The 24,784-nt window shown below is 38.8% G+C and carries 30 protein-coding genes; 12 read left to right on the top strand and 18 right to left on the bottom strand.

Going from position 1 to position 24,784, the window contains the following annotated elements; translation table 11 throughout:
* Positions 1–61 precede the first annotated feature (61 nt).
* The 7 genes from HMPREF9423_RS06415 (at position 62) to HMPREF9423_RS06385 (ending at position 4,842) form a co-directional block, all read left to right on the top strand.
* A complete protein-coding gene (locus HMPREF9423_RS06415; protein WP_006148523.1) occupies positions 62–631 on the top strand; it encodes a CYTH domain-containing protein in 570 nt (189 codons plus the stop codon).
* Between the two features lie 123 nt (positions 632–754).
* Complete coding sequence (locus HMPREF9423_RS06410) at positions 755–1,705, top strand: ribose-phosphate diphosphokinase (RefSeq protein WP_006148522.1); 951 nt, start codon at positions 755–757, stop codon at positions 1,703–1,705.
* A 15-nt stretch (positions 1,706–1,720) separates the two neighbouring features.
* Positions 1,721–2,836, top strand: coding sequence for a cysteine desulfurase family protein (locus tag HMPREF9423_RS06405; RefSeq protein ID WP_006148521.1), 1,116 nt, complete (start codon positions 1,721–1,723; stop codon positions 2,834–2,836).
* A 4-nt stretch (positions 2,837–2,840) separates the two neighbouring features.
* Complete coding sequence (locus HMPREF9423_RS06400; protein WP_006148520.1) at positions 2,841–3,188, top strand: DUF1831 domain-containing protein; 348 nt, start codon at positions 2,841–2,843, stop codon at positions 3,186–3,188.
* Between the two features lie 9 nt (positions 3,189–3,197).
* Positions 3,198–3,413, top strand: a complete 216-nt coding sequence (locus HMPREF9423_RS06395) for a DUF4649 family protein (protein ID WP_006148519.1) — start codon at positions 3,198–3,200, stop codon at positions 3,411–3,413.
* 82 nt (positions 3,414–3,495) lie between these two features.
* Positions 3,496–4,137 carry a redox-sensing transcriptional repressor Rex gene (locus HMPREF9423_RS06390; protein ID WP_004252929.1) on the top strand — a complete coding sequence of 214 codons (642 nt, stop codon included), beginning with the start codon at positions 3,496–3,498 and terminating at the stop codon, positions 4,135–4,137.
* Between the two features lie 15 nt (positions 4,138–4,152).
* On the top strand, positions 4,153–4,842 hold the full coding sequence (locus tag HMPREF9423_RS06385; RefSeq protein ID WP_006148518.1) for a gamma-glutamyl-gamma-aminobutyrate hydrolase family protein: 690 nt from the start codon (positions 4,153–4,155) through the stop codon (positions 4,840–4,842).
* 23 nt (positions 4,843–4,865) lie between these two features.
* Here the strand turns inward: HMPREF9423_RS06385 and radC are convergent, their stop codons facing one another.
* Together radC and HMPREF9423_RS06375 are read right to left on the bottom strand one after the other, a co-directional pair.
* The gene (radC, locus tag HMPREF9423_RS06380) at positions 4,866–5,546 is read right to left on the bottom strand and encodes a RadC family protein (protein ID WP_006148517.1); all 681 of its coding nucleotides are present in this window, start codon (positions 5,544–5,546) and stop codon (positions 4,866–4,868) included.
* Positions 5,547–5,609: 63 nt separating this feature from the next.
* Positions 5,610–6,890, bottom strand: coding sequence for an O-acetylhomoserine aminocarboxypropyltransferase/cysteine synthase family protein (locus tag HMPREF9423_RS06375; protein WP_025170182.1), 1,281 nt, complete (start codon positions 6,888–6,890; stop codon positions 5,610–5,612).
* A gap of 191 nt (positions 6,891–7,081) precedes the next feature.
* Between HMPREF9423_RS06375 and HMPREF9423_RS06370 the strand changes: the two genes are divergently transcribed.
* Positions 7,082–7,777 (top strand): VIT1/CCC1 transporter family protein, encoded by a 696-nt coding sequence (locus HMPREF9423_RS06370; RefSeq protein WP_006155827.1) that lies wholly within the window; start codon positions 7,082–7,084, stop codon positions 7,775–7,777.
* Between the two features lie 55 nt (positions 7,778–7,832).
* Here the strand turns inward: HMPREF9423_RS06370 and HMPREF9423_RS06365 are convergent, their stop codons facing one another.
* The 3 genes from HMPREF9423_RS06365 to HMPREF9423_RS06355 are packed head-to-tail and all read right to left on the bottom strand — an operon-like array spanning position 7,833 to position 10,730.
* Positions 7,833–8,105, bottom strand: coding sequence for a PspC domain-containing protein (locus HMPREF9423_RS06365; RefSeq protein ID WP_025170181.1), 273 nt, complete (start codon positions 8,103–8,105; stop codon positions 7,833–7,835).
* A 59-nt stretch (positions 8,106–8,164) separates the two neighbouring features.
* Positions 8,165–8,614, bottom strand: coding sequence for a SprT family protein (locus HMPREF9423_RS06360; protein ID WP_006148513.1), 450 nt, complete (start codon positions 8,612–8,614; stop codon positions 8,165–8,167).
* Positions 8,601–10,730, bottom strand: a complete 2,130-nt coding sequence (locus HMPREF9423_RS06355; RefSeq protein ID WP_006148512.1) for a Tex family protein — start codon at positions 10,728–10,730, stop codon at positions 8,601–8,603. The genes HMPREF9423_RS06360 and HMPREF9423_RS06355 overlap by 14 nt, the downstream gene beginning before the upstream one ends.
* A gap of 155 nt (positions 10,731–10,885) precedes the next feature.
* On the opposite strand from HMPREF9423_RS06355, the gene HMPREF9423_RS12750 reads away from it, so the two are divergent.
* From HMPREF9423_RS12750 to HMPREF9423_RS06345, 3 genes are read left to right on the top strand one after another with little or no spacing between them, the layout of a single operon-like run.
* Complete coding sequence (locus tag HMPREF9423_RS12750) at positions 10,886–11,017, top strand: SPJ_0845 family protein (RefSeq protein ID WP_000268695.1); 132 nt, start codon at positions 10,886–10,888, stop codon at positions 11,015–11,017.
* Positions 11,018–11,923 carry a permease gene (locus tag HMPREF9423_RS06350; RefSeq protein ID WP_006148511.1) on the top strand — a complete coding sequence of 302 codons (906 nt, stop codon included), beginning with the start codon at positions 11,018–11,020 and terminating at the stop codon, positions 11,921–11,923.
* A complete protein-coding gene (locus tag HMPREF9423_RS06345) occupies positions 11,920–12,735 on the top strand; it encodes a TIGR03943 family putative permease subunit (RefSeq protein ID WP_006148510.1) in 816 nt (271 codons plus the stop codon). The genes HMPREF9423_RS06350 and HMPREF9423_RS06345 overlap by 4 nt, the downstream gene beginning before the upstream one ends.
* Before the next feature lie 136 nt (positions 12,736–12,871).
* Here the strand turns inward: HMPREF9423_RS06345 and HMPREF9423_RS06340 are convergent, their stop codons facing one another.
* From HMPREF9423_RS06340 to HMPREF9423_RS06300, 10 genes are all read right to left on the bottom strand, one after another.
* On the bottom strand, positions 12,872–13,285 hold the full coding sequence (locus tag HMPREF9423_RS06340; protein ID WP_006148509.1) for a type II toxin-antitoxin system death-on-curing family toxin: 414 nt from the start codon (positions 13,283–13,285) through the stop codon (positions 12,872–12,874).
* A complete protein-coding gene (locus HMPREF9423_RS06335; protein WP_006148508.1) occupies positions 13,282–13,518 on the bottom strand; it encodes an AbrB/MazE/SpoVT family DNA-binding domain-containing protein in 237 nt (78 codons plus the stop codon). Before HMPREF9423_RS06335 ends, HMPREF9423_RS06340 begins: the two co-directional genes overlap by 4 nt.
* A 63-nt stretch (positions 13,519–13,581) precedes the next feature.
* Positions 13,582–13,704, bottom strand: a complete 123-nt coding sequence (locus HMPREF9423_RS12745; RefSeq protein ID WP_006148507.1) for a hypothetical protein — start codon at positions 13,702–13,704, stop codon at positions 13,582–13,584.
* A gap of 161 nt (positions 13,705–13,865) precedes the next feature.
* Positions 13,866–14,741, bottom strand: coding sequence for an N-carbamoylputrescine amidase (gene aguB, locus HMPREF9423_RS06330; RefSeq protein ID WP_006148506.1), 876 nt, complete (start codon positions 14,739–14,741; stop codon positions 13,866–13,868).
* A 9-nt stretch (positions 14,742–14,750) separates the two neighbouring features.
* Positions 14,751–15,836 carry an agmatine deiminase gene (gene aguA, locus HMPREF9423_RS06325; protein ID WP_006148505.1) on the bottom strand — a complete coding sequence of 362 codons (1,086 nt, stop codon included), beginning with the start codon at positions 15,834–15,836 and terminating at the stop codon, positions 14,751–14,753.
* On the bottom strand, positions 15,833–16,960 hold the full coding sequence (nspC, locus tag HMPREF9423_RS06320) for a carboxynorspermidine decarboxylase (protein ID WP_006148504.1): 1,128 nt from the start codon (positions 16,958–16,960) through the stop codon (positions 15,833–15,835). The genes aguA and nspC overlap by 4 nt, the downstream gene beginning before the upstream one ends.
* Positions 16,960–18,219: a saccharopine dehydrogenase family protein gene (locus HMPREF9423_RS06315; protein ID WP_006148503.1), complete on the bottom strand. Its 1,260-nt coding sequence runs from the start codon at positions 18,217–18,219 to the stop codon at positions 16,960–16,962. Before HMPREF9423_RS06315 ends, nspC begins: the two co-directional genes overlap by 1 nt.
* Positions 18,216–19,076, bottom strand: a complete 861-nt coding sequence (gene speE / locus HMPREF9423_RS06310; RefSeq protein ID WP_006148502.1) for a polyamine aminopropyltransferase — start codon at positions 19,074–19,076, stop codon at positions 18,216–18,218. Before speE ends, HMPREF9423_RS06315 begins: the two co-directional genes overlap by 4 nt.
* The gene (locus HMPREF9423_RS06305; protein WP_006155813.1) at positions 19,077–20,531 is read right to left on the bottom strand and encodes an aminotransferase class I/II-fold pyridoxal phosphate-dependent enzyme; all 1,455 of its coding nucleotides are present in this window, start codon (positions 20,529–20,531) and stop codon (positions 19,077–19,079) included. It abuts the gene before it with no gap.
* A 597-nt stretch (positions 20,532–21,128) separates the two neighbouring features.
* Positions 21,129–22,145, bottom strand: a complete 1,017-nt coding sequence (locus tag HMPREF9423_RS06300) for a hypothetical protein (protein ID WP_006148500.1) — start codon at positions 22,143–22,145, stop codon at positions 21,129–21,131.
* Between the two features lie 247 nt (positions 22,146–22,392).
* On the opposite strand from HMPREF9423_RS06300, the gene HMPREF9423_RS06295 reads away from it, so the two are divergent.
* The gene (locus tag HMPREF9423_RS06295) at positions 22,393–23,412 is read left to right on the top strand and encodes a hypothetical protein (RefSeq protein ID WP_006148499.1); all 1,020 of its coding nucleotides are present in this window, start codon (positions 22,393–22,395) and stop codon (positions 23,410–23,412) included.
* A 32-nt stretch (positions 23,413–23,444) separates the two neighbouring features.
* Here the strand turns inward: HMPREF9423_RS06295 and HMPREF9423_RS06290 are convergent, their stop codons facing one another.
* The 3 genes from HMPREF9423_RS06290 to HMPREF9423_RS06280 are packed head-to-tail and all read right to left on the bottom strand — an operon-like array spanning position 23,445 to position 24,783.
* Positions 23,445–24,251 carry a hypothetical protein gene (locus HMPREF9423_RS06290; protein ID WP_006148498.1) on the bottom strand — a complete coding sequence of 269 codons (807 nt, stop codon included), beginning with the start codon at positions 24,249–24,251 and terminating at the stop codon, positions 23,445–23,447.
* A gap of 9 nt (positions 24,252–24,260) precedes the next feature.
* Positions 24,261–24,596, bottom strand: a complete 336-nt coding sequence (locus HMPREF9423_RS06285) for a hypothetical protein (protein WP_006155823.1) — start codon at positions 24,594–24,596, stop codon at positions 24,261–24,263.
* Between the two features lie 4 nt (positions 24,597–24,600).
* Complete coding sequence (locus HMPREF9423_RS06280; RefSeq protein ID WP_006155840.1) at positions 24,601–24,783, bottom strand: hypothetical protein; 183 nt, start codon at positions 24,781–24,783, stop codon at positions 24,601–24,603.
* Between the last annotated feature and the right edge of the window lies 1 nt (position 24,784).

The following is a 24,784-nucleotide window of genomic DNA, read 5'->3' as shown; positions in this document are numbered from 1 at the left end:
AATAAATACAATGCTTATTATACCATAAATCGCTTTCAAATATAAAGAAAAGGTTGTAAAAATGAAACATTTAGAAATAGAAATGAAAACACTTCTAAGTGAAGAAGAATATAATCGATTGCTAGCTCAATTTTCAGAAGTCACTCCTGTTACACAAAAAAATTACTACCTAGATACGCCTGATTTTTACCTTCGACATCATAAAATTGCTATGCGCATTCGTACTTTCGATACAAGCGCCGAACTGACTATTAAGATTCCTCAAGAAGTCGGAAATATGGAATACAACCAAGACCTCACTATTGAGGCAGCTAAAAGTTGTCTGGTCGAATGTAAACTCCCACAGGGGATGATTCTAGAAGAACTAACTAGCCGTGGACTTTCAACAAATGGTTGGGTGGTTTTAGGTTGCCTAACTACTGTTCGTTACGAAAAGGAAACAGCTATTGGACTCATGGCGCTTGACCAAAGCCGCTACTTCGATATTGTAGATTATGAACTAGAGCTAGAAGTTGAGAATGGTGACCAAGGAAGTCTTGATTTTCAGGAGTTTTTACAGGTAAATGAGATCCAATACAAGAAAGCACCTTCAAAATTAGTACGATTTATAGAAAATATGAAAAATAACTGAAATAATCAACTTTTTTTGATAAAATATAAGAGATAAAAAATAATAGAATCTGTAATGGAACACTCTCGCTAAGAAAATGTTTCCTTTTGCTGATTCACTTAGTTTATAGAGGACGGTTTATCAATGTCAGATACAAAAAATATGAAGCTTTTTTCACTTTCATCCAATCATGAAATAGCTCAAAAAATTGCGGATGCAGCAGGTGTTCCACTAGGAAAATTATCATCACGTCAATTCTCCGATGGTGAAATCCAAGTTAATATCGAAGAAAGTGTTCGTGGATATGATGTTTATATCATCCAATCAACCAGCTACCCTGTTAATAACCACTTGATGGAACTATTAATCATGGTTGACGCCTGTGTTCGTGCTAGTGCAAATACCATTAACGTTGTGCTTCCATACTTTGGTTATGCTCGTCAAGACCGTATTGCTTCTTCTCGAGAACCTCTTACAGCTAAACTTGTTGCAAATATGTTAGTAAAAGCTGGGGTTAGCCGTGTATTGACACTGGACCTTCATGCTGTTCAGGTACAAGGTTTCTTTGATATTCCTGTAGATAACCTCTATACAATTCCGCTATTTGCAAAACACTACATTGATAAAGGTTTAACTGGTCCAGATGTGGTTGTTGTCAGCCCTAAAAACTCAGGTGTAAAACGTGCTCGTAGCCTTGCTGAATACCTTGATGCTCCGATTGCTATCATTGACTATGCTCAAGATGATTCTGAACGTAGCCAAGGTTACATTATCGGAGAGGTTGAAGGTAAGAAAGCAATCTTAATCGATGACATTCTTAATACAGGCCGTACTTTCTCTGAAGCTGCTAAAATTTTGGAACGCGATGGTGCTACTGAAATCTACGCGGTATCCAGCCATGGTTTGTTCGTCAACGGTGCTGCAGAGTTGTTGGATGCAGCTAATATCAAGGAAGTCTTGGTTACAGATTCTGTATTGACAGAAAGTAAAAAACCTAAGAATGTACAATATATTACCGCAAGCGAACTAATTGGTGATGCCATGGTTCGTATTCATGAAAGAAAACCAGTTAGTCCACTATTTAAATTTAAATAGAAATTAGGTGAGTTTTTGATTTATTTAGATAATGCTGCTACGACACCCATGTCATCTGCAGCTATCTCAGCAATGACTCAAGTCATGCAGGAGACTTATGGCAATCCTTCTAGCATTCATGGTCATGGGCGTCAAGCAGGAAAATTATTACGTGAAGCCCGTCAAGAGTTAGCAGGTATACTAGGTACAAAGCCCCAACACATTTTCTTCACTTCTGGTGGTACAGAAAGTAATAATACAGCTATTATCGGCTACTGTCTCCGTCATCAAAATCGCGGAAAACACATTATTACTACTGCTATCGAGCATCACGCTGTGCTTGAACCAATTGAATATCTGGTGGAAAATTTTGGATTTGAAGTGACTATTTTAAAACCCGACAATCAAGAAATCACTGCAGATCAAGTCAAAAATGCACTGCGTGAAGATACTATTCTCGTTTCAACTATGTATGTTAACAATGAAACAGGTACTCTTTTACCAATCGCTGAAATTGGTCAGATTTTAAAAGGACATTCAGCAGCTTATCATGTAGATGCTGTTCAAGCTGTCGGGAAGCTAGAGATTCTTCCTGAAGAACTAGGGATAGATTTCCTCAGTGCTTCTGCTCATAAATTTCACGGTCCAAAGGGTATCGGTTTCCTATACGCTGCTTCTACAGATTTTGATCCTTACCTACATGGTGGAGATCAAGAACAGAAAAAAAGAGCAGGGACAGAAAACCTTCCCGCAATTATTGGTATGGTTGCAGCACTTAAGGACGATATAGATCATCTAGAGGCTAACTTTAATAAAGTTCAAAAACTACAGAAAGTTTTTCTAACTGAGATGACTGGATCAACCTATTATCTCAATCAAGGTAAAGAGCAACTCCCTTATGTCCTAAATATCGGATTTCCGGGACAACGCAACGATCTACTACTACTTCGTTTAGACCTTGAAGGTATTTCTATTTCAACAGGTTCTGCTTGTACAGCTGGTGTTGTTCAGGTCAGTCATGTTCTTCAAGCCTTCTACGGAGAAGAATCTCCTCGCTTACACGAGTCTGTACGCGTCAGCATTTCACCTCAAAATACGGAACAAGAAATGATAACTCTTGCTAAAACTCTTAAAAATATCATCGGAGGATAACTTAATGGCATTTGAGCAAACGATTAAACTTAAAAATTGTCGTTACGAATACACACTTAGTCCAATTGTTAAAAAATTTACGCTTAAAGATAATACTTTTTTTGAAACTAAAGTTGGGAACTATGAATTAACGCGTCTACTTGAAAAGGTTCCAAATAGCGGAGAAGGATTCCAACTTAAGATTATCATCAACAAAGACTTAACTGGTGTAAAAATCAATATCACTGATAAATTTGGTCTACGTTTAGTTGATATCTTCAAATCAGAAGAAACTCATATCCACCAAGAGAAATTTTACTTTTTGATGGATAGCCTGGTTGAACGTGGCGTATTTACAAAAAACGAAAGATAGAAGGTCATTATGTTTCGATTAACTTACAAGGACTCCTATCAAGTAGAGCGTGTGCAAGAATATGAAGACTATGAAGCTCTTATGCTCTCTCTATCGGGTTGTGTTACTCTCCCTGATACTACTCATATTACTTCATTAACACATGATGGAGTTGAAATCTATCAAGGACTTCTAGGTGACCTCTACCGCTTTTTAAGGACTTACCACGAAACGAAGATAAACTAAGATTTTTTCTTAGTTTTTTTTCGTTATTGTTGCAATTTTCACAAGCTTTCTATAAAATAGTAGATAGAAAGGTTGTGATTTTGTGAAAGAAAAACAGTCTGCTATTCCAAAGGCAACAGCAAAGAGACTTTCTCTCTATTACCGTATTTTTAAAAGATTTAATGCCGAGAAAATTGAAAGAGCTAATTCCAAACAAATTGCAGAAGCGATTGGAATTGATTCTGCCACTGTTCGTCGTGACTTCTCTTACTTTGGCGAACTTGGTCGTCGTGGATTTGGCTATGATGTCAAAAAGCTCATGAACTTTTTCGCTGATCTTTTAAATGATAATTCTATTACCAATGTTATGCTTGTAGGTATTGGAAATATGGGACATGCCCTCCTCCACTACCGCTTTCATGAGCGTAACAAGATGAAAATCATCATGGCTTTTGACCTAGATGATCATCCTGAGGTTGGTACCAAGACACCCGACGGTGTTCCAATCTATGGAATCTCTCAAATAAAGGATAAAATTAAGGATAGTGATGTTAAAACTGCTATTCTTACTGTTCCTAGTGTTAAATCTCAAGAAGTTGCAGAACTTTTGGTTGATGCTGGTATCAAAGGTATACTCAGTTTTTCTCCTGTTCACCTACATCTTCCTAAAGACGTAGTTGTTCAGTATGTCGATCTTACTAGCGAACTTCAAACCCTCCTCTATTTCATGCGAAAAGAGGATTAGAAAGCGAATTGATTTATGAAAAAACCAGTTATTGGGATTACAGGAAATGAAACCCCGCATCCAGATGATGAGCTTATGATGAGTTATGCTGCCAAAGGCTTTGTTGAAGGAGTTAAGGAAGCTGGAGGTATCCCCATTATCCTACCAATTGGTGATGAAGAAATGGCCGGTTACTACATTAGTTTAATTGATAAACTTATTTTAACCGGTGGACAAAATGTTGACCCTAAATACTATGGTGAGCCAAAAGCTATTGATAGCGACGATTACCACCTTCAACGTGATATTTTTGAGTTAGCGCTCATTAAAGAAGCAATCAAGCAAAATAAACCAATTTTTTCTGTTTGTCGTGGTACTCAGCTCTTTAACGTTGCCATGGGTGGAACACTTTATCAAGATATCGAAGATCATTGGCAAGATACTTCCGCTGAATACACCACTCAGCGACTTGTCACCGAACCAGATACTATTCTAAGAGAAATCTATGGAGAAATCTCTCATATCAATTCTTTCCACCATCAGAGCATCAAAGATTTAGCTCCTAATCTTAAGGTTGTAGCACATGATCCTAAAGATGGTATTATCGAAGCTGTTACAACTACGGATGGCTTCCCTTATCTTGGGGTTCAATGGCATCCTGAATTTCTCTTTGAAAATCGCCCCAAAGATAAAACACTTTTCGACTATGTCGTCAATGAAATGTAAAACCTGTATCATATACAGGTTTTTTATATCATATCCGTCTTCTCCCGGTAACTAAAATAATCAGAATGAGAGACAATTAAATGGTCCAATAAGACCAATCCCATTAATTCACAGGCTTCTTTAACAAGCTTCGTAACATGGTCATCATTGGGGCTAGGAACCACTGCTCCTGATGGATGATTGTGAACCAGAATCACAGATGTTGCCATATGCTTCAAAGCGTAGTGGAGAATTTCTCTCGGTTCTGCAATACTTCTCGTGGCAGACCCGATAAAAATAGTCTGCTGATGAATGATTTGATTTTGAGTATTCAGATAGAGCGCCACTAGGTGCTCTTGTTTTTTATCTCCAATCTCAGACTGCATCTTTTTAGCTAATTTACGACTGCTAAGAATACTCTCCATTTCCACTGTTTCCTTTTTATGGATACGGTAGCCTAATTCAATAACGGCTTGCAATTCGATAGCCTTAACACGTCCAATACCCGATAGAGTCTGCAATTCCTGTAGACTCATTCTTTTGAGGTCAGTTAAACATGTCAGCTGATTTAAGACCTTCTGCGCTATTTCAAAAACATTAGCCTGTTTTGTGCCTGTCCTTAGTAATATTGCCAGTAATTCTTGGTTGCTGAGTGCTTCTACTCCTTCTTTGACTAGTCTCTCTCTTGGTAAAAGCGAATCTTCTTGAAATGAAATACTATACATAAAAATCCTCCTCACTTTATTATTCGTGAGAAGGATGCTTAATTTGATAAATATAAGTTATTTTTAGATTTTTTCAAGAGCTAGTCGTAAATCTTCAATCAAATCATCGACATTTTCTAGTCCAATTGATAGACGGATTTGATTTTTAGTTACTCCTGCTGCTTCTAGATCAGAGTCAGACAATTGAGAATGAGTTGTAGTTGCTGGATGAACGACCAATGATTTGGCATCTGCTACGTTTGCAAGGTTTGAAAAGATTTCTAAGCTATCAATCACCTTACGAGCTTCTGCTTCTCCGCCTTTAACGTGGAAGGTAAAGATTGAACCAACACCTTTTGGTAAATATTTCTCCGCCAAGGCATGGTAAGGGCTATCAGCTAATTTTGGATAATTGACTTTTTCAACTTTTGGATGGTTCACAAGGAAATCAACGATTTTCTCAGCATTTTGAACATGACGTTCAACACGGAGAGATAGTGTCTCAAGACCTTGTAGGAGCAAGAATGAGTTAAATGGTGAAAGGGCAGCTCCCATATCGCGAAGCAATTGCACGCGAGCAGCAACGATAAAGGCTGCAGCACCAACATCACGAGTATAGCTGATATTGTGGTAGCTTGGATCTTCATCGACTAATTGAGGGAATTTTCCTGAAGCAGCCCAGTCAAACTTACCGCTATCGACGATAACACCGCCAATAGTTGTACCGTGTCCACCGATAAATTTAGTCGCCGAGTGAACCGAGATATCTACACCGTGTGAAAAGACATTGATAAGATAAGGCGTTGCAAAGGTATTGTCTGAAACCAAAGGAATCTGATGTTTATGAGCAATTTCAGCTATTTTTTCAATATCAGGAATGTTGATAACTGGATTACCCAAAGTTTCAATCAAAACAAGTTTTGTATTATCTTTAATCGCTGCCTCTACTTCTTCTAGATTATCAATATCAACAAAAGTAGTGGTGATTCCGTAACGAGGAAGGGTTTCTTTCAAAAGGTTAAAGGTCCCACCATAGATAGTTGAAGCTGCAACCACATGATCACCAGCATGAGCAAGTCCAAGGATAGTATAAGTAAGAGCTGCCATCCCAGAAGCTGTGGCAAGTGCACCTACTCCGCCTTCTAGTGCTGCAATACGCTCTTCAAAGGCTGAAGTTGTTGGATTGGTAATACGAGTATAGATATTTCCAGCTTTTTGAAGGGCAAAAAGGTCTGCACCCTCCTGTGTATCTTCAAATACAAAAGATGTTGTTTGATAAATTGGTACAGCACGAGACTTGGTAGTAGCATCTACCACTTGTCCTGCATGCAATTGTAGGGTTTCAAATTTAAATTCACGAGTCATCATCAGACCTCCAAAGATTTCATTACATTAATTGTATCATCTATGACAGTCAGTTACAAATACAACTTTGTTATATATTGGCATAAGCAATAGCTATGACATATATTAGAATTGAAAAACTTTTTTCAGAAAGTTTAAAAAGTTTGTTTTTACTTCTCCTATACTTTATAATGGATAAAAAGGAGAAGAATATGTCAAAAATTACACATGAAATTGATACAAACTTCGCTGGTCGTTTAAACATTTTACGTGCTGGTGTGCTCGGAGCCAATGACGGGATCATTTCCATCGCTGGAGTTGTTATCGGCGTTGCCAGTGCAACCAGTAATATCTGGATAATCTTTCTTTCAGGTTTGGCTGCCATCTTAGCGGGTGCCTTCTCTATGGCTGGAGGTGAATATGTTTCAGTATCTACTCAAAAAGACACCGAAGAAGCCGCAGTAGCTCGTGAGCAATTACTTTTGGATAAGGATATCGAGGCTGCAAAGAAATCTCTATATGCTGCTTATCTTCAAAATGGTGAGTGTGAAACTTCAGCTCAACTTTTAGTCAATAAAGCTTTTCTTAAAAATCCACTTAAAGCTTTAGTTGAAGAAAAATACGGAATCGAGTATGAAGAGTTTACCAATCCTTGGCATGCTGCAGCATCTAGCTTCATTGCTTTTGTTCTTGGTAGTCTACCACCAATGCTTTCCATTACCATCTTTCCAAGTGACTATCGAATCCCTGCTACTGTTTTTATCGTTGCGATTTCTCTATTGATTACAGGTTACACCAGTGCCAAACTCGGGAAAGCCCCAACTAAAACAGCTATGATTCGTAACCTTTGTATCGGTCTTTTGACCATGGGAGTGACCTATCTATTGGGTCAGTTGTTTAGTATTTAAAAAAGATACCTCGAGGTATCTTTTTTATTATCCAAACATATATAATTAAGTAAAACTACCAAAACCAACCTTTATCATCATCGATTGGTTCAGCCTCTTTTATCTTACGTGGTCCTGTTCCGTACATTTCTGCTTCGATATCTTCCTTTGTTGGCAAGATAGAGGCTAAGATGATGTAGATGATGATTCCAAGTCCGAAGTTTGCGATTGTAAAGATAGCAAAAATGAAGCGCACAAGAGTAACATCAAGGTCCCATTTATCAGAGAGTCCAGCAAGTACTCCTGATATCATACGATTTCGTCTCATTTTGTAAAAATTTTTATTCATAGTTTGTACCTCTTTCGGTATTCTTGAAATAAGTATAACATGAACTAGAACACCCTGCATCAGTCCTTAGGCGGATTTTGCAAAATGAGTTTACCACGACAGAGACCACAACGATAGCGTTTGGTATCAATTCGTCGCTTCCTTTGATAAGTTTGACCACAAGAGTGACATTTATAAACCAAATCTGGTTTTTGATTGACATTTGATAAGGGAGGAACAAAGCGGAGTCCATCCACTTCTTTTAACAAATTCTTAAAGGCTACATCTTTATGTTTATACCCCTTGCCCTCATAGTATAGATGATAATGACAGAGTTCGTGTCGGACAATTTTCCGAAAAACCTCTAAACCAAGTTCTTGATAAACTTTGGGGTTAAAATCCAAATGCCCATCCTTTGGAAAGAATCGCCCACCTGTCGACCGCAGACGAGTATTCCATTGAGCTTGATGATTGAATGGTTTCCCAAAGTCTTCTAAAGAAACTTGTCGAACGTAATTAGTTAGATTCATCTGGTGCAAGGAGCGACAGATTTACTTTTTCTCGTTGGACATCGATTTTCTTTACCCAAACGGTTACCAAATCACCAACTGAAACGACTTGACTCGGATGTTTGATGAATTTCTTGCTCATGTGAGAGATATGAATCAGGCCATCCTCGTGAATACCAATGTCAACAAAGGCACCGAAGTCAACGACGTTACGAACAACGCCCTCAAGCTTCTGGCCAACTTTTAAGTCTTTGATATCCAAGACATCCTGACGTAGGACTGGAGCATCAAAAGAATCACGGAAATCACGACCGGGTTTTAAAAGATCTGCAATAATATCTTTAAGAGTTTCTTGACCGAGGTCTAATTCTTGGGCCATTTCCTTGATAGAAATAGATTTTAGTTTGGCTTGCGCTTCTTCATTTAGGTCTTTAATGTCCAAACGTTTGAAGAGTTCCTTAACAGCAGCATAGTTTTCTGGGTGAACACCTGTGTTATCAAGGATATTGTTACTTTCAGGGATACGGAGGAAACCTGCAGCCTGTTCAAAGGCTTTTGCTCCTAAACGAGGGACTTTCTTTATTTGGGCGCGTGAAGTGATTTTACCTTCTTCTTCACGGTACTTTACGATATTTTCAGAGATTGTTTTGTTAAGCCCAGCTACGTGCGAAAGTAAGGCTGGACTAGCTGTATTGACATTTACACCGACTTGGTTAACGACTGTATCAACAACAAAGTCCAGACTTTCAGACAGTTTCTTTTGACTAACATCGTGCTGATATTGACCGACACCGATCGATTTGGGATCAATTTTAACCAATTCAGCAAGTGGGTCTTGCAAGCGACGAGCAATCGAAATAGCAGAGCGTTTCTCAACAGTTAAATCAGGAAACTCTTGACGAGCAAGTTCACTAGCTGAGTAGACAGATGCCCCACTCTCATTGACAATGACATAGCTGACCTCAGGAAAATCTTTAAGTACTTCAGCGACGAAGGATTCACTCTCACGACTAGCAGTACCATTACCGATGGCAATGATTTCCACACCATATTGGCCAATCAAATCTGCTAAATCTCTTTTTGCTTCTTCAATCTGACGAGCTGAAGCTGGTTTGACTGGATAAATGACTTGCGTCGTTAGCATCTTCCCAGTCGCATCAACGACCGCAAGCTTGGCACCTGTACGAAAGGCAGGGTCAAATCCAAGGACCACGCGCCCTTTAAGAGGTGCAACAAGGAGAAGATTTCGAAGGTTTTCTGAGAAGAGTTGGATAGCTCCTTCTTCTGCCTTTTCTGTTAGTTCGGTACGAATACGACGCTCAATGGCTGGTAGTACTTTTTTCTTAACAGATTGCTGAATAACTTCGTCAATATAGGCGTTCTTAACTTTGAAACGAGCAGCAAAGAAAGATTGGATACGATCAGTCGCATGCTCAAAGCCAATTTTCAAAATGCCTAGCTTCTCACCACGATTAAGGGCAAGCGTACGGTAACCTTGCATGTTTGCAACTGTTTCTGAAAAATCGTAATAAATCTGAAAGACTTGTTTTTCATCAAGACTCTCATCTTTGACTTGAGAAGTAATCTTAGAGCGTCTAAGTACCTCTTGATATGTCATTGAACGTAAATGAACATCCTCGGATAGTGCTTCAACCAAGATGTCTACAGCTCCAGCCAAAGCTTCTTGAGGAGTTTCGAAACCTTCACAGATAAATGCTTCTGCTTCTTTTTCTAGATTAGAAACATTTTGTAAAATTAACCGAGCAAGTGGAAAAAGTCCAGCCTCACGCGCAATCGTTGCCTTGGTGCGACGTTTCTCCTTATAGGGAAGATAGAGTTCTTCTACATCTGCGAGTTTTTCAGCTGATAGAATTGCTTCTTCTAACTCCTTAGTTAGCTTGCCTTGCTCTTTGATTTTTGCTAAGACGGCTTCCTTACGATCATTTAGAGCAGTTAAACTCTTATCGAGGTCGATAATAGCTTTAATGGCTACCTCATCTAGACTTCCGGTCATATCTTTCCGATAACGGGCGATAAAGGGGATAGTTGCTCCTTCTGCTGTCAAAGACAAGACAGTATCAATCTGATTTAAAGTTACACCCAAATCTTGGGAAATTTTTTCATATTTTTTATCCATGAAACTATTATACCATAAGCGCGAAAGCTTGTTTTCATTAATTTGTTGCTTTCATTCAACTTTATAAAGATAAAAGCCATGTTTATTTTAAAATCCAACTATTTCTTAGAAATAATAGTATAATAGTGTTAACTAAAAGAATCGAGGTATGCCTTATGGCTGTTAAATTTACAAAAACTGATGACTTAGATAAGATGTTCGAAGAATTCGCTAAACTACCTGACTTGAAGCAAGTAACATTTCCAGATGACAAAGAAAAGAAAGATAAGGCAGAAAAGAAAAAATAGATGACACTCTTTCAAAGTTTACCTTCTAGTGTGCTACAAGCTGGCGCTATTTTTCTTTCAATTATTATTGAAGCTTTACCCTTTGTCTTAATTGGTAGTATCATCTCTGGTGCCATTGAAGTCTATGTCACACCTGAGAAGGTTTATAAATTTCTCCCTAAAAATCGTTTGGGGAGAATCTTTTTTGGTAGCTTCATTGGTTTCCTCTTCCCTTCTTGCGAATGTGGAATCGTTCCTATCATCAATCGTTTTTTAGAAAAGAAGGTTCCTAGCTATACAGCGGTACCTTTTCTAGTAACGGCTCCTATCATCAATCCCATCGTACTTTTTGCGACTTATTCAGCCTTTGGCAATTCAATTCAAATGGTTCTTCTAAGAGCTTTGGGCGCGATTCTAGTTGCTACTATATTGGGTATCTTTCTTGGATTTTTCTGGGAGGGACCTATCCAAAAGGAAAACAGATTGGCTTGCCATGAGCATGATTTTTCTCACTTGACTAAAAGTCAAAAACTGCTTCAGGTCTTTATCCAAGCTATTGATGAATTCTTTGATATGGGACGATATTTGGTCTTTGGCTGTCTTTTTGCCAGCATAGTCCAAGTATATGTTCCAACTCGTATCCTGACATCTATCAGCGCATCACCACTACTTGCGATTGTTCTTCTGATGGTCTTATCTTTCCTACTATCCCTCTGTAGTGAAGCGGATGCCTTTATTGGCTCTTCTCTTCTATCAAGTTTTGGCTTTGCTCCAGTGCTTGCCTTTCTGGTTATAGGTCCCATGCTTGATGTCAAGAACTTACTCATGATGAAGAATTATCTCAAAACGCGATTTATTTGGCAATTCATGACAATTGTAACTCTTGTTGTTCTTGTCTATTCTTATCTAGTCGGGGTGATGCTATGATTCGATTTTTTATCTTATTTGGCTATTTTATCTTAACCCTTTATCTGCACCTATCAGGTAAGCTCAATCAGTATATAAACCTCCACTACTCTTATCTGGCTTATATCAGCATGGTTTTGTCATTGTTACTAGCCATCGTTCAAGCCTATATTTTCATCAAGCGTTTGAAAGAACATAGTCACTTACATAGTTTTTCAGCCAAGCTTGCTAGTTTTGTCCTCTTAAGTTTACCCTTGTTAGTTGGATTTACCTTTCCAACTGTCACTCTGGATTCACAAACAGTATCGGCAAAAGGATATTATTTCCCTTTGTCGGAAGGAACTGACAAGGCAATCCAAGCAAGTGAAGGAACGAGCAGTCAGTATCTTAAGCCGGATACCAGTCGCTTTTATTCACAAACAGCTCATGAAAATATTATTCGGAAGAGTGCTGATAAATACTTAGCTCAATCTAGTATAGTTATCAATGATGAAAATTACCTGGAGGTCATGGAAGCTATCTATGATTATCCAAATGAATTTGAAGGCAAGGAAATCGTGTTTATTGGCTTTGTCTACAACGATCCAAATCATACCAATAGTCAATTTGTTTTTCGCTTTGGTATTATGCACTGTATCGCTGATTCAGGAGTTTTTGGCCTTTTGACCACTGGAAACACTAATCGGTACGAAAATAACACTTGGGTGAGAGTCAAAGGTAAGATTAGCAATCGCTATCACAAGGAACTCAACCAAGTCCTCCCAACCCTTGAAGTCCAGTCCTTCATCAAAGTAGACAAACCCGAAAATACTTATGTTTACAAAGAATTTTAAAAAGTAGCCTGAAGGGGCTACTTTTTTTGTTTAGTAAGATTGAATGTTTGACGTATTCAAAAGATTAGTTTTCTGCATTACAGAATACTACTATCTGTTTGTCTATTTTTTACTTATAGGATTTAAACATCCAAACTTAATTCTTGCCATTAACTCTAAATGAATTTTCAGAGATCCATTTGGCGTAGGAAGCTAACTTTTCATCTGTCAAGGCTTCTACTGCGATAGTCACGCACATAGCGACCGCTTCTTCAACTGTTACAGAAAAACGATATCCATTCAACTGTAAAAATTTCACCAAAACAAAGAAAGCAGTTCGTTTATTAGCATTGGCAAAAACATGCTTTTTGATCAATTGGACAAATAGTATTGTTGCCTTATCAAAAATTGTTGGATAAAGAGGTTTACCGAAGACAAATTGCTCTGGTAAATTGACAATCATATTTAAGGCAGAAGGACTAACTGTCTGAATTTTTTCATTAGGTGAATACCGTTGAATTGCTAAAGCATTGATTTTTTCAATTTGCTTTTCTGTCAGATAGACTGTCATTTTTCCACCAAAGCTTTGAAAACATCATCGTATTCGTCAAAAATTTTGTCCAAATTTAAGTCAAAGGCATCATCAGTTACATAAGAAATCTGATGTCCAGACTCTTCAGGAGTAAAGATAATTTCACCACTTGGTAACAATTTCGCTTCGTATTTTACACCACTTGGAATATTGAATTCGCTTGGAATGGTGATGGTGATTGAATTTCCTTGTTTTCTTGTTTTTACTACCATCTGATTTCCTCCTTTGAAGTATTATAACAAATAATTACCGTAATTACAATGACAGAATATCAGTTAAAATAATTCAGCTTGAGAAATTTCTGCTAAGAACTCATCCGAATAAACCGAATAAGCATTTGGATCATTCGCTTGGTGGTCGTTCATTGCTTGACCACATCTACATGTCCATTTTCCCATATCTAACCTCAGTCACGACTTAATTCTTCAAGGAAAAATTGATTGAGAGCTTTCCAGTCTTTCTTCTCCTCAGTAATGCTATGTTCATTTTATCAGAATCCTAGGACATTATAAAAAATTATTATAGTATCTACAGAAAAAAGCCTCCAAGAGGCTTTTTGTCATTTCACGATATCTTTATACATGTCCGGTCTTCTATCTCTAAAGAGACCCCAATTCAGGCGTTCATTAGCTCCCTTATCAAGGTCATAAGTGGTTAAGAGGATGGCTTCATCTTGTCGTTCGGCTTGACTTAAAATAGCTCCTGTTTCATCGGTCATAAAGGATGAACCATAGAAGTTAAGACTGGAACTTTGTCCTCCATTTTCCTCGCAAGGAGTGACTTTTTCCAAACCATAACGATTAGCAGCAATAACTGGCACAATATTAGCTGCTGAGTGTCCTTGCATGGTACGTTGCCAATGACCACAACTATCTGTATCCAAAATCGGCTCCGAACCAATGGCTGTTGGATAAAAGAGTAATTCTGCACCATTTAGTGCAAGGCAACGGGCTGTTTCTGGGAACCATTGGTCCCAACAGATGCCAATACCAATCTTAGCATAGCGAGTGTCCCAGACCTTGAAACCAGTATTTCCAGGAGTAAAGAAGAATTTCTCCTGATAATAATGGTCATCTGGTATATGAGTTTTACGATAAACTCCTAGTACTTCTCCATCTGCATCAATGACAGCAATAGAATTGTACAAGACATTACCATCTTTTTCATAGAAACTGATCGGTAAAACGACCTTTAGCTCCTTGGCAATCACTTTGAAATGCTGAATAGCCGTATTTTCTGATACCGACTGGGCATACTGGTAGTAGTCATACTGACGCTCCTGACAGAAATAGGGACGTTCAAATAATTCTGGTAAAAGAATGATCTGGGCTCCTTTGTCTGCAGCTTGTCGAACTAAGCGTTCAGCTGTTTGGATATTGGTTTCCACATCCTTAGCGCATTGCATCTGAATAGCTGCAACCGTTACATTTCTCATCTTTTTCTCCTATTCTGGAATTTGTTGGGTAATACAGTGGATATTTCCACCACCTAATAGAATATCTCTTGCAGGAATTCCGACAACATCATGGTCTGGGAAACACTGACTCAGAATATCCAAGGCCACTTGATCGTTTACATCCTGAAATTGTGGTACCAAGACAGATTTATTGGCGATATAAAAATTCACATAGGAAGCTGCTAGTCTTTCACCTGCATAACGCTCCTCTTCGCCTTCTTCATATGTATATCCCGGCAAATCTTCTTCTGTAACTACTTGATGAATAGCTGGGATTGGAAGTTTATGAATAGTGAAACTCCGGCCTTTTGCATCGGTTTCCTTCTCTAAAAGAGCTAGATCTGCTGCAGACATGGCATACTGAGGATCATCTTGGTCATCCGTCCATGCTAAAACAACCTCAGCAGGACCAACAAAGGCTGCAACATTATCGACGTGTTCATTTGTCTCGTCTTGATAAATACCGTAAGGCAACCAAATGACTTTTTCGGCACCAAGGCTTTCTAATAATATCTTTTCAATCTGTTCTTTAGTCAGGTGAGGATTACGACCCGGACTGAGCAAGCAGCTTTCTGTGACAAGAATGGTACCTTGACCGTCACTATGAATAGCTCCGCCTTCCATTACAAAAGGTTTGGCATCATAAACAGGTATATCTAAGACTTCTGCAAAGCTGCTGGCTACTTGGTCATCTGCTTCATAATCTTGGTAAAGACCGTCAACAGCACCACCCCAGGCATTGAAAGACCAATCTACCGCCAACTTTTCTCTTTTATCATTGAGGAGAATAGTTGGACCAGTATCACGTGCCCAGGCATCATTTGTCTGAATATCTAGATAAACAACCTTGTCTCCAAGATAAGATTGTGCTTCAGATAGATAGTCCTCCTCAACCAAAAGGTAGACTGTTTCCCCCTGAGCAATCGTTTTGATAATCCGGCTAAAAGCAGCTTTAGCGGCCTTGCCTTCAAATGGCCAAGACCCTGGTCGAGTAGGCCATATCATAAGAGTCCCATGATGGGGTTCATACTCTGCAGGCATACAATAACCTAATTTCTTTGGGCTGTCCATCATGATAATCTCTCCTTAAAGTCTTGGTAGCCAAATGCTTTGACTAGACTGCACTCACCCTCTTTATCCATGAGATACAAACTTGGAAGTCCAATACCATTAAAGGTATTATTTTTGACAAAGGAGTAAATAGCCATGTCTTCAAAATAGAGGCGATCACCGATTTCAATCGGTTTTTCAAAGCTGTAATCCCCAATGATATCCCCTGTAAGACAAGTATTTGAAGAGAGTCTATAAGTATAAGGTTTTTCTTGCGCTTCAAAACCATCTCTTAATGGGGGGCGATAAGGCATCTCAAGCACATCTGGCATATGGCAACTTGCTGAAGCATCTAACACCAAGGTCTCAATTCCGTTTTCAACAATATCCAAGACTTCTGTCGCTAGATAGCCCGCATTAAGGGCAATAGCTTCTCCAGGTTCAATGTAGACGTCTACGTTATAAGTTTCTCGAATTCGTTTAATCTCAGAAATCAGTAAGTACACATCATAGTCATCTCTCGTAATATGATGACCACCACCCATATTGAGCCATTTAACTTGGTGCAAATAGGCACCAAACTGGTCTTCTACTGCTTTCAAAGTCGTTTGTAAATCATCTGCCCCTTGCTCACAGAGGGTATGAAAATGAAGTCCGTCAACCAAATCCAATAAATCACTTGGTATCTTATCCAAAGTTACTCCAAAACGAGAGCCAGGAGCACAAGGGTCATAAAGCGCGTGGTCACCCTGCGTTGAACATTGAGGATTGATGCGAAGACCCACACTGATACCAGCCTCACGACAACGATGACCATACTTTCGAAGTTGTCTCTCTGAGTTAAAATCAATATGATCAGATATTTGCAGTAGCTCTTCCATATCTGATTCCTTGAAAGCAGGCGCAAATACATGGACTTCCCCCGGAAACTCTTCTCTAGCTAACTTCGCTTCATAGAGTCCACTAGCTGTCGTACCTGATAGATACTGGCTAATCAAAGGATAGGTTTTATAGAGAGAATAAGCCTTTTGAGCTAGCAAAACCTTACAACCTGCCTTTTCCTGAACCTCTTGTAGAATGCGGCAATTCTCTTCTAATTTTCCTAAGTCAATGATATAAGAAGGCGTTGGTACTTGTTCTAATTTCATTAGTCCACCATTTGTGGATTTTCAACCACAACCCATGGCAAACCGTATTTATTTAAAGCTTCCATGAATGGGTCTGGATCCAACTCTTCAAGGTTATAAACTCCTGGTTGTTTCCAAGTGCCATCCATCACTAATTTTGTTCCAATCATGGCTGGAACACCTGTTGTGTAAGAAATGGCTTGTGAACCAACCTCTGCATAGCACTCCTGATGGTCGCAAACATTGTAAATGTAGATTGTCTTTTCAACGCCATCTTTGACACCTGTAAAGATACATCCAATATTAGTTTTACCAACAGTACGTGGTCCAAGGCTTGCAGGATCTGGAAGCAAGGCTTTCAAGAATTGGATTGGTACGATTTCTTGTCCGTTAAAATTAATAGCATCTGTACGAAGGAGCCCAACGTTTTCCAAGCATTTCATATGTGTTAGATAAGATTGGCCAAAAGTCATAAAGAAGCGAATGCGTTTAACTCCTGGAATATTTTTTGCTAATGATTCGATTTCTTCATGGTGGAGGAGATACATGTCTTTTTGACCAACTTGAGGGAAATCATACTCACGTTTGATAGACATAGCTTCGACTTCTACCCATTTTCCATCTTCCCAGTAAGAACCTGGTGCAGAAACTTCACGCAAGTTGATTTCTGGGTTGAAGTTTGTCGCAAATGGATAACCGTGGTCACCACCATTACAGTCTAAAATATCGATATAGTGGATTTCGTCAAAGTAATGTTTGAGTGCATAAGCTGAAAAGACGCTGGTTACACCTGGGTCAAAACCAGAACCAAGAAGAGCTGTCAGACCTGCTTCTTTGAATTTATCTTGGTAAGCCCATTGCCATGAGTAGTCAAAGTAGGCTGTAAAACCAAGTTCCTTACAACGTTTCTCATAAATAGCACGCCATTCAGGGTCTTCTGTGTCCTCAGCCTCATAGTTGGCAGTATCGATATAGTGGACACCTGTTGCCAAACAAGCATCCATGATGGTCAAGTCTTGATAAGGTAGAGCTACGTTCAAAACAGCTTCTGGTTTGTAGCTTTCAATCAAGGCAATGACTTCTTCTACCTTGTCAGCATCAAGAGCAGCTGTCTCAATCTTAGTATTTGTTTTACCTTCTAATTTAGCCTTCAAGTCATCACATTTTGACTTTGTACGGCTAGCAATCATAATTTCTTTAAACGTTTCGCTATCTTGGCAAATCTTTGAAATAGCAACTTGGGCAACGCCCCCACATCCAATAACTAATAAACGACTCATTTTTTTCCTTCCTCTTCTTCTAAAATGTCTTCTACATACTTAGGCAACATAAAGGCACCAATATGCAAGTTTGCAGTGTAATATTCCGTAAATAACTGGCGTTTTTTCCAGCCTTCCTTGTCAAAATCTTTGACAGGGTGATATTTTTTAGATGCAAATCCAAACAACCAATAGCCAGCAGGACTAGTTGGGATATGTGCTTGGTAAACCCTGCTGATTGGAAAGGCTTGATTAACCTTGCGGTGCATACTTCGGCAAGCTGACTCATCTTCGTCAAAGAAGGGACTACCATGCTGATAAATCATGATTCCGTCCTCTTTGAGAGCACGGTAACTATTGCCGTAAAATTCCTTGGTAAAGAGCCCTTCCGTATGGCCAAATGGATCTGTCGCATCGTTAATGATAATGTCGTAATCATCTTCACAGTTTCTCAAAAATCTCAGTCCATTTTGGTAGTAAATAGTGACGCGAGAGTCATCAAGTCCTGCAGCAAAATCTGGGAAGTATTCTCGACAAACTTCAACCAGCATCTCATCTGGTTCTACAATATCGATTTGTTCCAATTCAGGATAGAGGGTTAATACTTGGGCAACACCACCGTCACCACCCCCAATAACCAAGACTTTCTTTGGATTTGGATGGACAGCCATAGGAACGTGGACGGTCATTTCGTTGTAGACAAAGTCATCTGCATCTGAAAACAAGACATGCCCATTTAAAATCAAAATCTTCCCAAAAGCTGGTGTATCTAATACTTCAATATCCTGCCATTCGCTTTTTCCTGCGTAGAGTTGCTTGGCAGTTCTCAGGGATAGTTTCACGTCTGGAGTATGAACTTCAGAAAACCATAAATCCATCTAGTTCTCCTTTCTCTCAATAACATTGATGTGATTGACCTCTGGATCTTCCGTTCCTTGGAGGGAACAACCACGTTCTTTGGCGAATTGAATATAATCAACAATTTCTCGTGTAATCCGTTCACCTGGCGCTAGGATTGGAATACCTGGAGGATAGCACATGACAAATTCCCCACAGACCTGGCCAACGGCCTCGTCTAATGTTAAGCTTCTTCTCTCTGCATAGAATGCTTCCTGAGGAGATAGCACCAACTCAGGCTGGATGTATTCTCCAGCAATCAAGTCCTTCCCATCTCGCGAGTATAGTCTCTTGATATCAGCCAAAGCACCTACCAAGCGTTCAATGTCTTGGATACGGTCACCAATCGAAATATAAGCTAAGATATTGCCGATATCACCAAACTCAATTTGAATGTCATATTCATCCCGTAAGAGATCATAAACTTCAATCCCTGTTAGACCAATACCTTGTGTGTAAACTGACAGCTTGGTTACATCAAAATCACAAACTGATACACCATCTACTAGTTCTTTTGAGTAGGCATAGTAGCCACCGATGGCATTGATTTCACGACGTGCGTACTCAGATAGCTCAATGACCTTTTCAAAGGACTCCTTACCACGAAGGGCTAGGTTTCTACGAGAAACATCTAGACTAGCCATTAGCAAGTAGGATGCTGATGTTGACTGTGTCAGATTAATGATCTGACGGACATATTCAGGATTCATCTGATTTCCAACTAAAAGAAGGGAACTTTGAGTCAAGCTGCCACCGGATTTATGCATGGATACAGCTGACATATCTGCTCCTGCATCCATAGCAGATAAAGGAAGCTTATCTGTAAAGTGCAGATGAGCACCGTGCGCCTCATCTACTAAGACTTTCATTCCTGCGGCGTGTGCCATCTCTGTTAACCCCTTAAGGTCTGAACAAATCCCATAGTAAGTTGGATTGTTAATTAGGATAGCCTTGGCATCCGGATGATCCTCAATCGCTTGTGCTACACGCTCATTTTCAAGCCCCAAAGCAATACCGATTTTTGGATCCACACTCATCTCGATATAGATAGGAATAGCTCCGCATAAAACGAGTGCATTAATAGCTGATTTATGGACATTTCGTGGAAGGATGATTTTATCACCGGATTTACAGGTGGAAAGAATCATGGTTTGCACGGATGAGGTTGTCCCGCCAATCATTAAAAAGGCATGAGCAGCGCCAAAAGCCTCTGCTGCTAGCTCTTCCGCTTCTCTAATAATCGAAATAGGATGTCCTAGATTGTCCAAGGGCTTCATAGAATTGACATCAATACCAACGCATTTTTCCCCTAAAAGTTCCACTAATTCTGGGTTCCCACGGCCACGTTTGTGACCAGGTACATCGAAAGGTACAATTCTTTTTTTTCGTAACTTGACCAGTCCCTCATAAATAGGAGCTTGGTTTTGATTTAACATTATAGAGACATACTCCTTTACCATAGTTTTACACCTTAACAATGCAAGGTTCTAAAGGATACTTATGAAAAAAGAGCAGGTTGGCACCTGCTCTACAATCTACTGACGTGTTTATGTTTGTTTCTTTTGAGTATGTCTGTTCCTGATGTTTCCTAACTCTCTAGTAGCAAATATTACGTACTTTATTGATCGTTTCACAAGATGACGTGTGCTTTCACCACACTAACAAATCTATACGAATTAGGACAAGTGCCCTAACATCAACTTATAAAAGTAGGCTTTTAACCCTATCAATAATGTGGCTTTTCAACCACGCTTCGGCATTCAACCCTGCCTGTCCGTAGGCATTTTTTACTCGGGTTTATATTTGCTAGAAAACATCATCTCATTTTCTAAGCTTCATTACTATACCATGATTTCACAATCTTGTAAAGTATTTTTAGAACTTTTTTTAAATAATTTAATATTTAAGTTCGTGTAATTTATTCAACCAAGAAATAGAAATCGTTTTAAATATAAATCAAAAACAAAAAAAGGAACTAAATAAATTAATTCCTACAGATAGGCATAAGCAAAGTCAACTATTCAAAATCGTATTTACTCATCACGCGCTACTTTGGCAGCTAGTTCAAAATCAGTCATCAAATAATTTTCATCTAGATGGATAAGACTATAATACTCATTCCAAAATAGAGAGTCACTGTTACTTGACCACTGTAATCCATACCACAATTGAGTGACATCACTTGTATTTGATGGGGGGATTGACCATAGATGCTTTTTAAAAGTTGCTTGAACAAGCGGGATATCAAGTCTAGTAGTCAAGTCGAGTTCATCTAACTTGAAAGTGATAGAATGTTGCTTGGCTGCTTCAATGCTATCCTTATTAAATCGAATCTGAATAACCTTAGAATCTTCTAGAACCACGTCCTTATCTTCTGCCCCGTAAAAGGATATACTGCCCAGTACTATGCCATCTTTTGCCAGGAGATAGGGAGCGTAAGGAACAGCATTGCTATCAAGTCTGAAGCCTTTTTCGATGGTAACTGTTTTATCGCCTGGATACTTTTGGAAATTGCCATCTGTAAGGAGGTCTTCGTAGTCGCTACCACCATCACCTTGTCTTACATAGATATCAAATCCAGCTTCCATCAGATTACTTGCTTTTGTTTCTGCTAAAGTGATTTTACTTTCATTAATTTTCAAAATCGGTGTTTGAGGTGGAAAACCAATCGTGAGATGAAACATGACTCCTACTAGAAAGACCATCAAGGTTATAAGGAGGGCAAGTAATGACTTTCCAGTCCTTTTTCTTGCATTGAAAAGAGCCATTATAGCTGGGAGGAGGATCATTTTAGCTAAAATAGAATTCCCAACACCACCTCTATTTAAGGTCTGAAAAGCAAAGATCCCTGCGATGGCAATCAGTGTCAGGTAGACCAAAATCTCACCTAGATCCAGTTTTTCTGTTCGAGTTTGTTGATTTACAGGAGTTTCGTACAATGACTGCCTATTCTCTTTCCTCTTTTTTAGAAAAAGATAAAAGCCCAGACCGAGTAGCAGATTAAAAATTGCAAAAGCAACTAAAGTACCTATAATCACCGTTCTACCCATGGTTCTCTACTCCTTTATGTTCTCTCTCAAATCTTATCTTTCTCTTTAATTCCCAATTCCCAACTAATAAAACTAGCAAGAAGAAGGGGCCACCTTCTATCAGCACAATCGGTAAAGCTTAAATGGCAATGATTCTCATCTTTTTATCTTTAAGGAAACTGCTGATATTTCTAGTTCTATTTCCCTAAAAAATGCTATAATGGAGCTAAGAAATTGTTTTATTGAATGTTAAATAGGGGGAACAGTCATGTTCACTAGTATTGTTTTGGGTTTTTATGCTCTTTTCTTTCTATCCTTGTCCTTTACTATCTATCTCTATATCAGACTTGTAGTTGCGGTTAAAAAAGGCAAAGACATTCCCAAATGGATTTATAAACTTGGTCATGCTGTTCAAGGAAGAATTCACGTTGACTATGAAGAAATCACTGATGCCAATGCCCTTAAAGAGATTCATTGGTTCTTGCTAATCTATTTAATCGTAAATCTACTCGTATTAGCTGTCTTCTACTATCATGGTAATAGCTTTCCTCAAGCCATTTATGAATGTTTGAAAAAACAATTTTTTATCGTACCTGTTAGTATGGTTTTAAAAAGTATCGGCAAATTTGTTGTACTAGCTATAAGAAAAAACTTTCATAACAGTTATGTCTATGCATCAACTAACGCTTTTGTCGGGACAGCTTTTTTAACGAGTTATGTTTTTATGTTTTGCTTGATGATGAGTGGCCTTCCAGCTCAACCTGTTCCAGTAACCATTCAAGATACCACTGTCATTATCGGGGAGACCAAGGCTTCCGAGCTTTTAGACCAAGGCTATACCTTTGAAGATAAAGGTGCAGAGAGCTCCATCACCAATCCCAAAAACGACCACTTCTACTACGGTCAGCTTCTCGAAGTCAAGCGGGATAACCAGTCCTTTGGCTTTATGAGCCTTACTCCCACAGGTAAAGATACTGATCAGCTCAAAAACTGCATCATCACCTATTACAGAACACCTAAGGATAACAATAAACTAGAAGAAATTTCCATCAATCATGTCAAGCTAGCAAATCTCAAGCTCCAAGACTTTCAAACACGAAAATTAATCGATATCTTTGAAGTCAATCCTGCTGATTATAATGTCTCTGATAAGGATACAAACTTTATCCTAACCATCCAAACAGCAGATTACGACCTCTGGAAAAGATACCGTATTGAATCCAAGTTCAATTCAGATGGTTCGATTGATAGCTATGGAGTCAGAACCCAGCATAGCATGTGGGAATGATTCACCCTTATTTTCCTCTAATCAGACAGACATTAGACTGAAAAAATATCATCGACAAGTTTATAGGTTTCGATGAACCGTAGGCGAGAAGAGTCTTTATCTCTAGTGATTTCTTCATAAATATCTTCTAAATTATGGGCAGGTGCCAGCATCCAAAGACTAAATGGGCTGAGTTTCACCTGTCCAATTTTTTCAATATTTTCTAATAATTGCCCTAAATCTTTGTGATTGAACCAGCAATCTGTATCCAGAGCAAACTTCGTATTGTCCATCTTACAGGAGATTTGACTGGTCAAAAAATCATCGATGGTGGGCTTTTTTGTTTGTAAGAGGCGCGTGCAAGCTAGATGGTACTCAAGCTTTCTAGGACTCTGCTCAACCATAGATACAAAGACAAGACCATACTCATCTTCGAACTTAACAGCAAGGATATCTCCTTCTTCAAAGTAAGGTTTGCGTTTAGCTTTTGCTTTAGGAACCTTTAGAGGTCTAGGATTTTCAGTTTGCAACTGAACTGCAAGTTTTTCAAAAACCTTTTGCCTTTGCTTCAAAGCCTTTGAGTCTATTTCCAACCAAAATGGATCAGGACCTTTTTTGATAAGCTCTAAGGTTTTATCTCTGATGTCGCCTGTCAGATGACCAATCTTCCAAAGTGAATAGGCAAGAGCAGTCCAATAAATTTCTGTAAAAAAGTCTGTTTGACAGTAATCTTTCTCCTCATCGAGGATATCCTTTATAATGTTCGCTACCTGTTCACCGTCACTATAGCGACCAACTACTTCATTGTAAATGTCATAACCTTGATCACTGTCAATAATTTTAACGCCATCAATAGCCATACTCAACTCCTATATCTTATTAAATCTCAAAGCATATTTAATCTTATGCTTATTCATTTTCTCTTGGAAAATATTTGTAAGAATTTGGCGTAATTCTTGAGCTTCTTTTTCTGGAAGTTGGCCTTCTTGTTCAGCTACAGCATACAATTCCGGATACTCAAGAGAGATTCTCTTAATCGTACGCGTAATAGCATGTTTTCTAACAAAAAACGGAATACGCTTAATGTATTCTTGAGGGATTAGAGCGATAATCTTATCGGCTGTTTCCTTATCGCTCAGTTTAGAGAAAGTTAATCCCTTTTTAATCATTTCTTGTTCTTGTTCTGTAAAATCTTGTAATTCCATATGTCTACTCCTCATCTTCATTGACTTCCCAAATCTCTGCTTGGTAGGGTTCTCCATCTTCATCGTATCGATTGATATAACCAATAAACCTTTCATTTTTTCTTGGTCTCTGCTGGTTACCTTTGATAACCCAAACAGCCCATACTCCGATTAGGAATAAGACTATCAGTCCAAACAATGCATCCATA

Source organism: Streptococcus infantis ATCC 700779, assembly GCF_000187465.1.
Taxonomy (GTDB): Bacteria; Bacillota; Bacilli; order Lactobacillales; family Streptococcaceae; genus Streptococcus; species Streptococcus infantis.
Note: the sequence above shows the minus strand (reverse complement) of the source record. Positions and strands in the feature narration are given on the sequence as shown.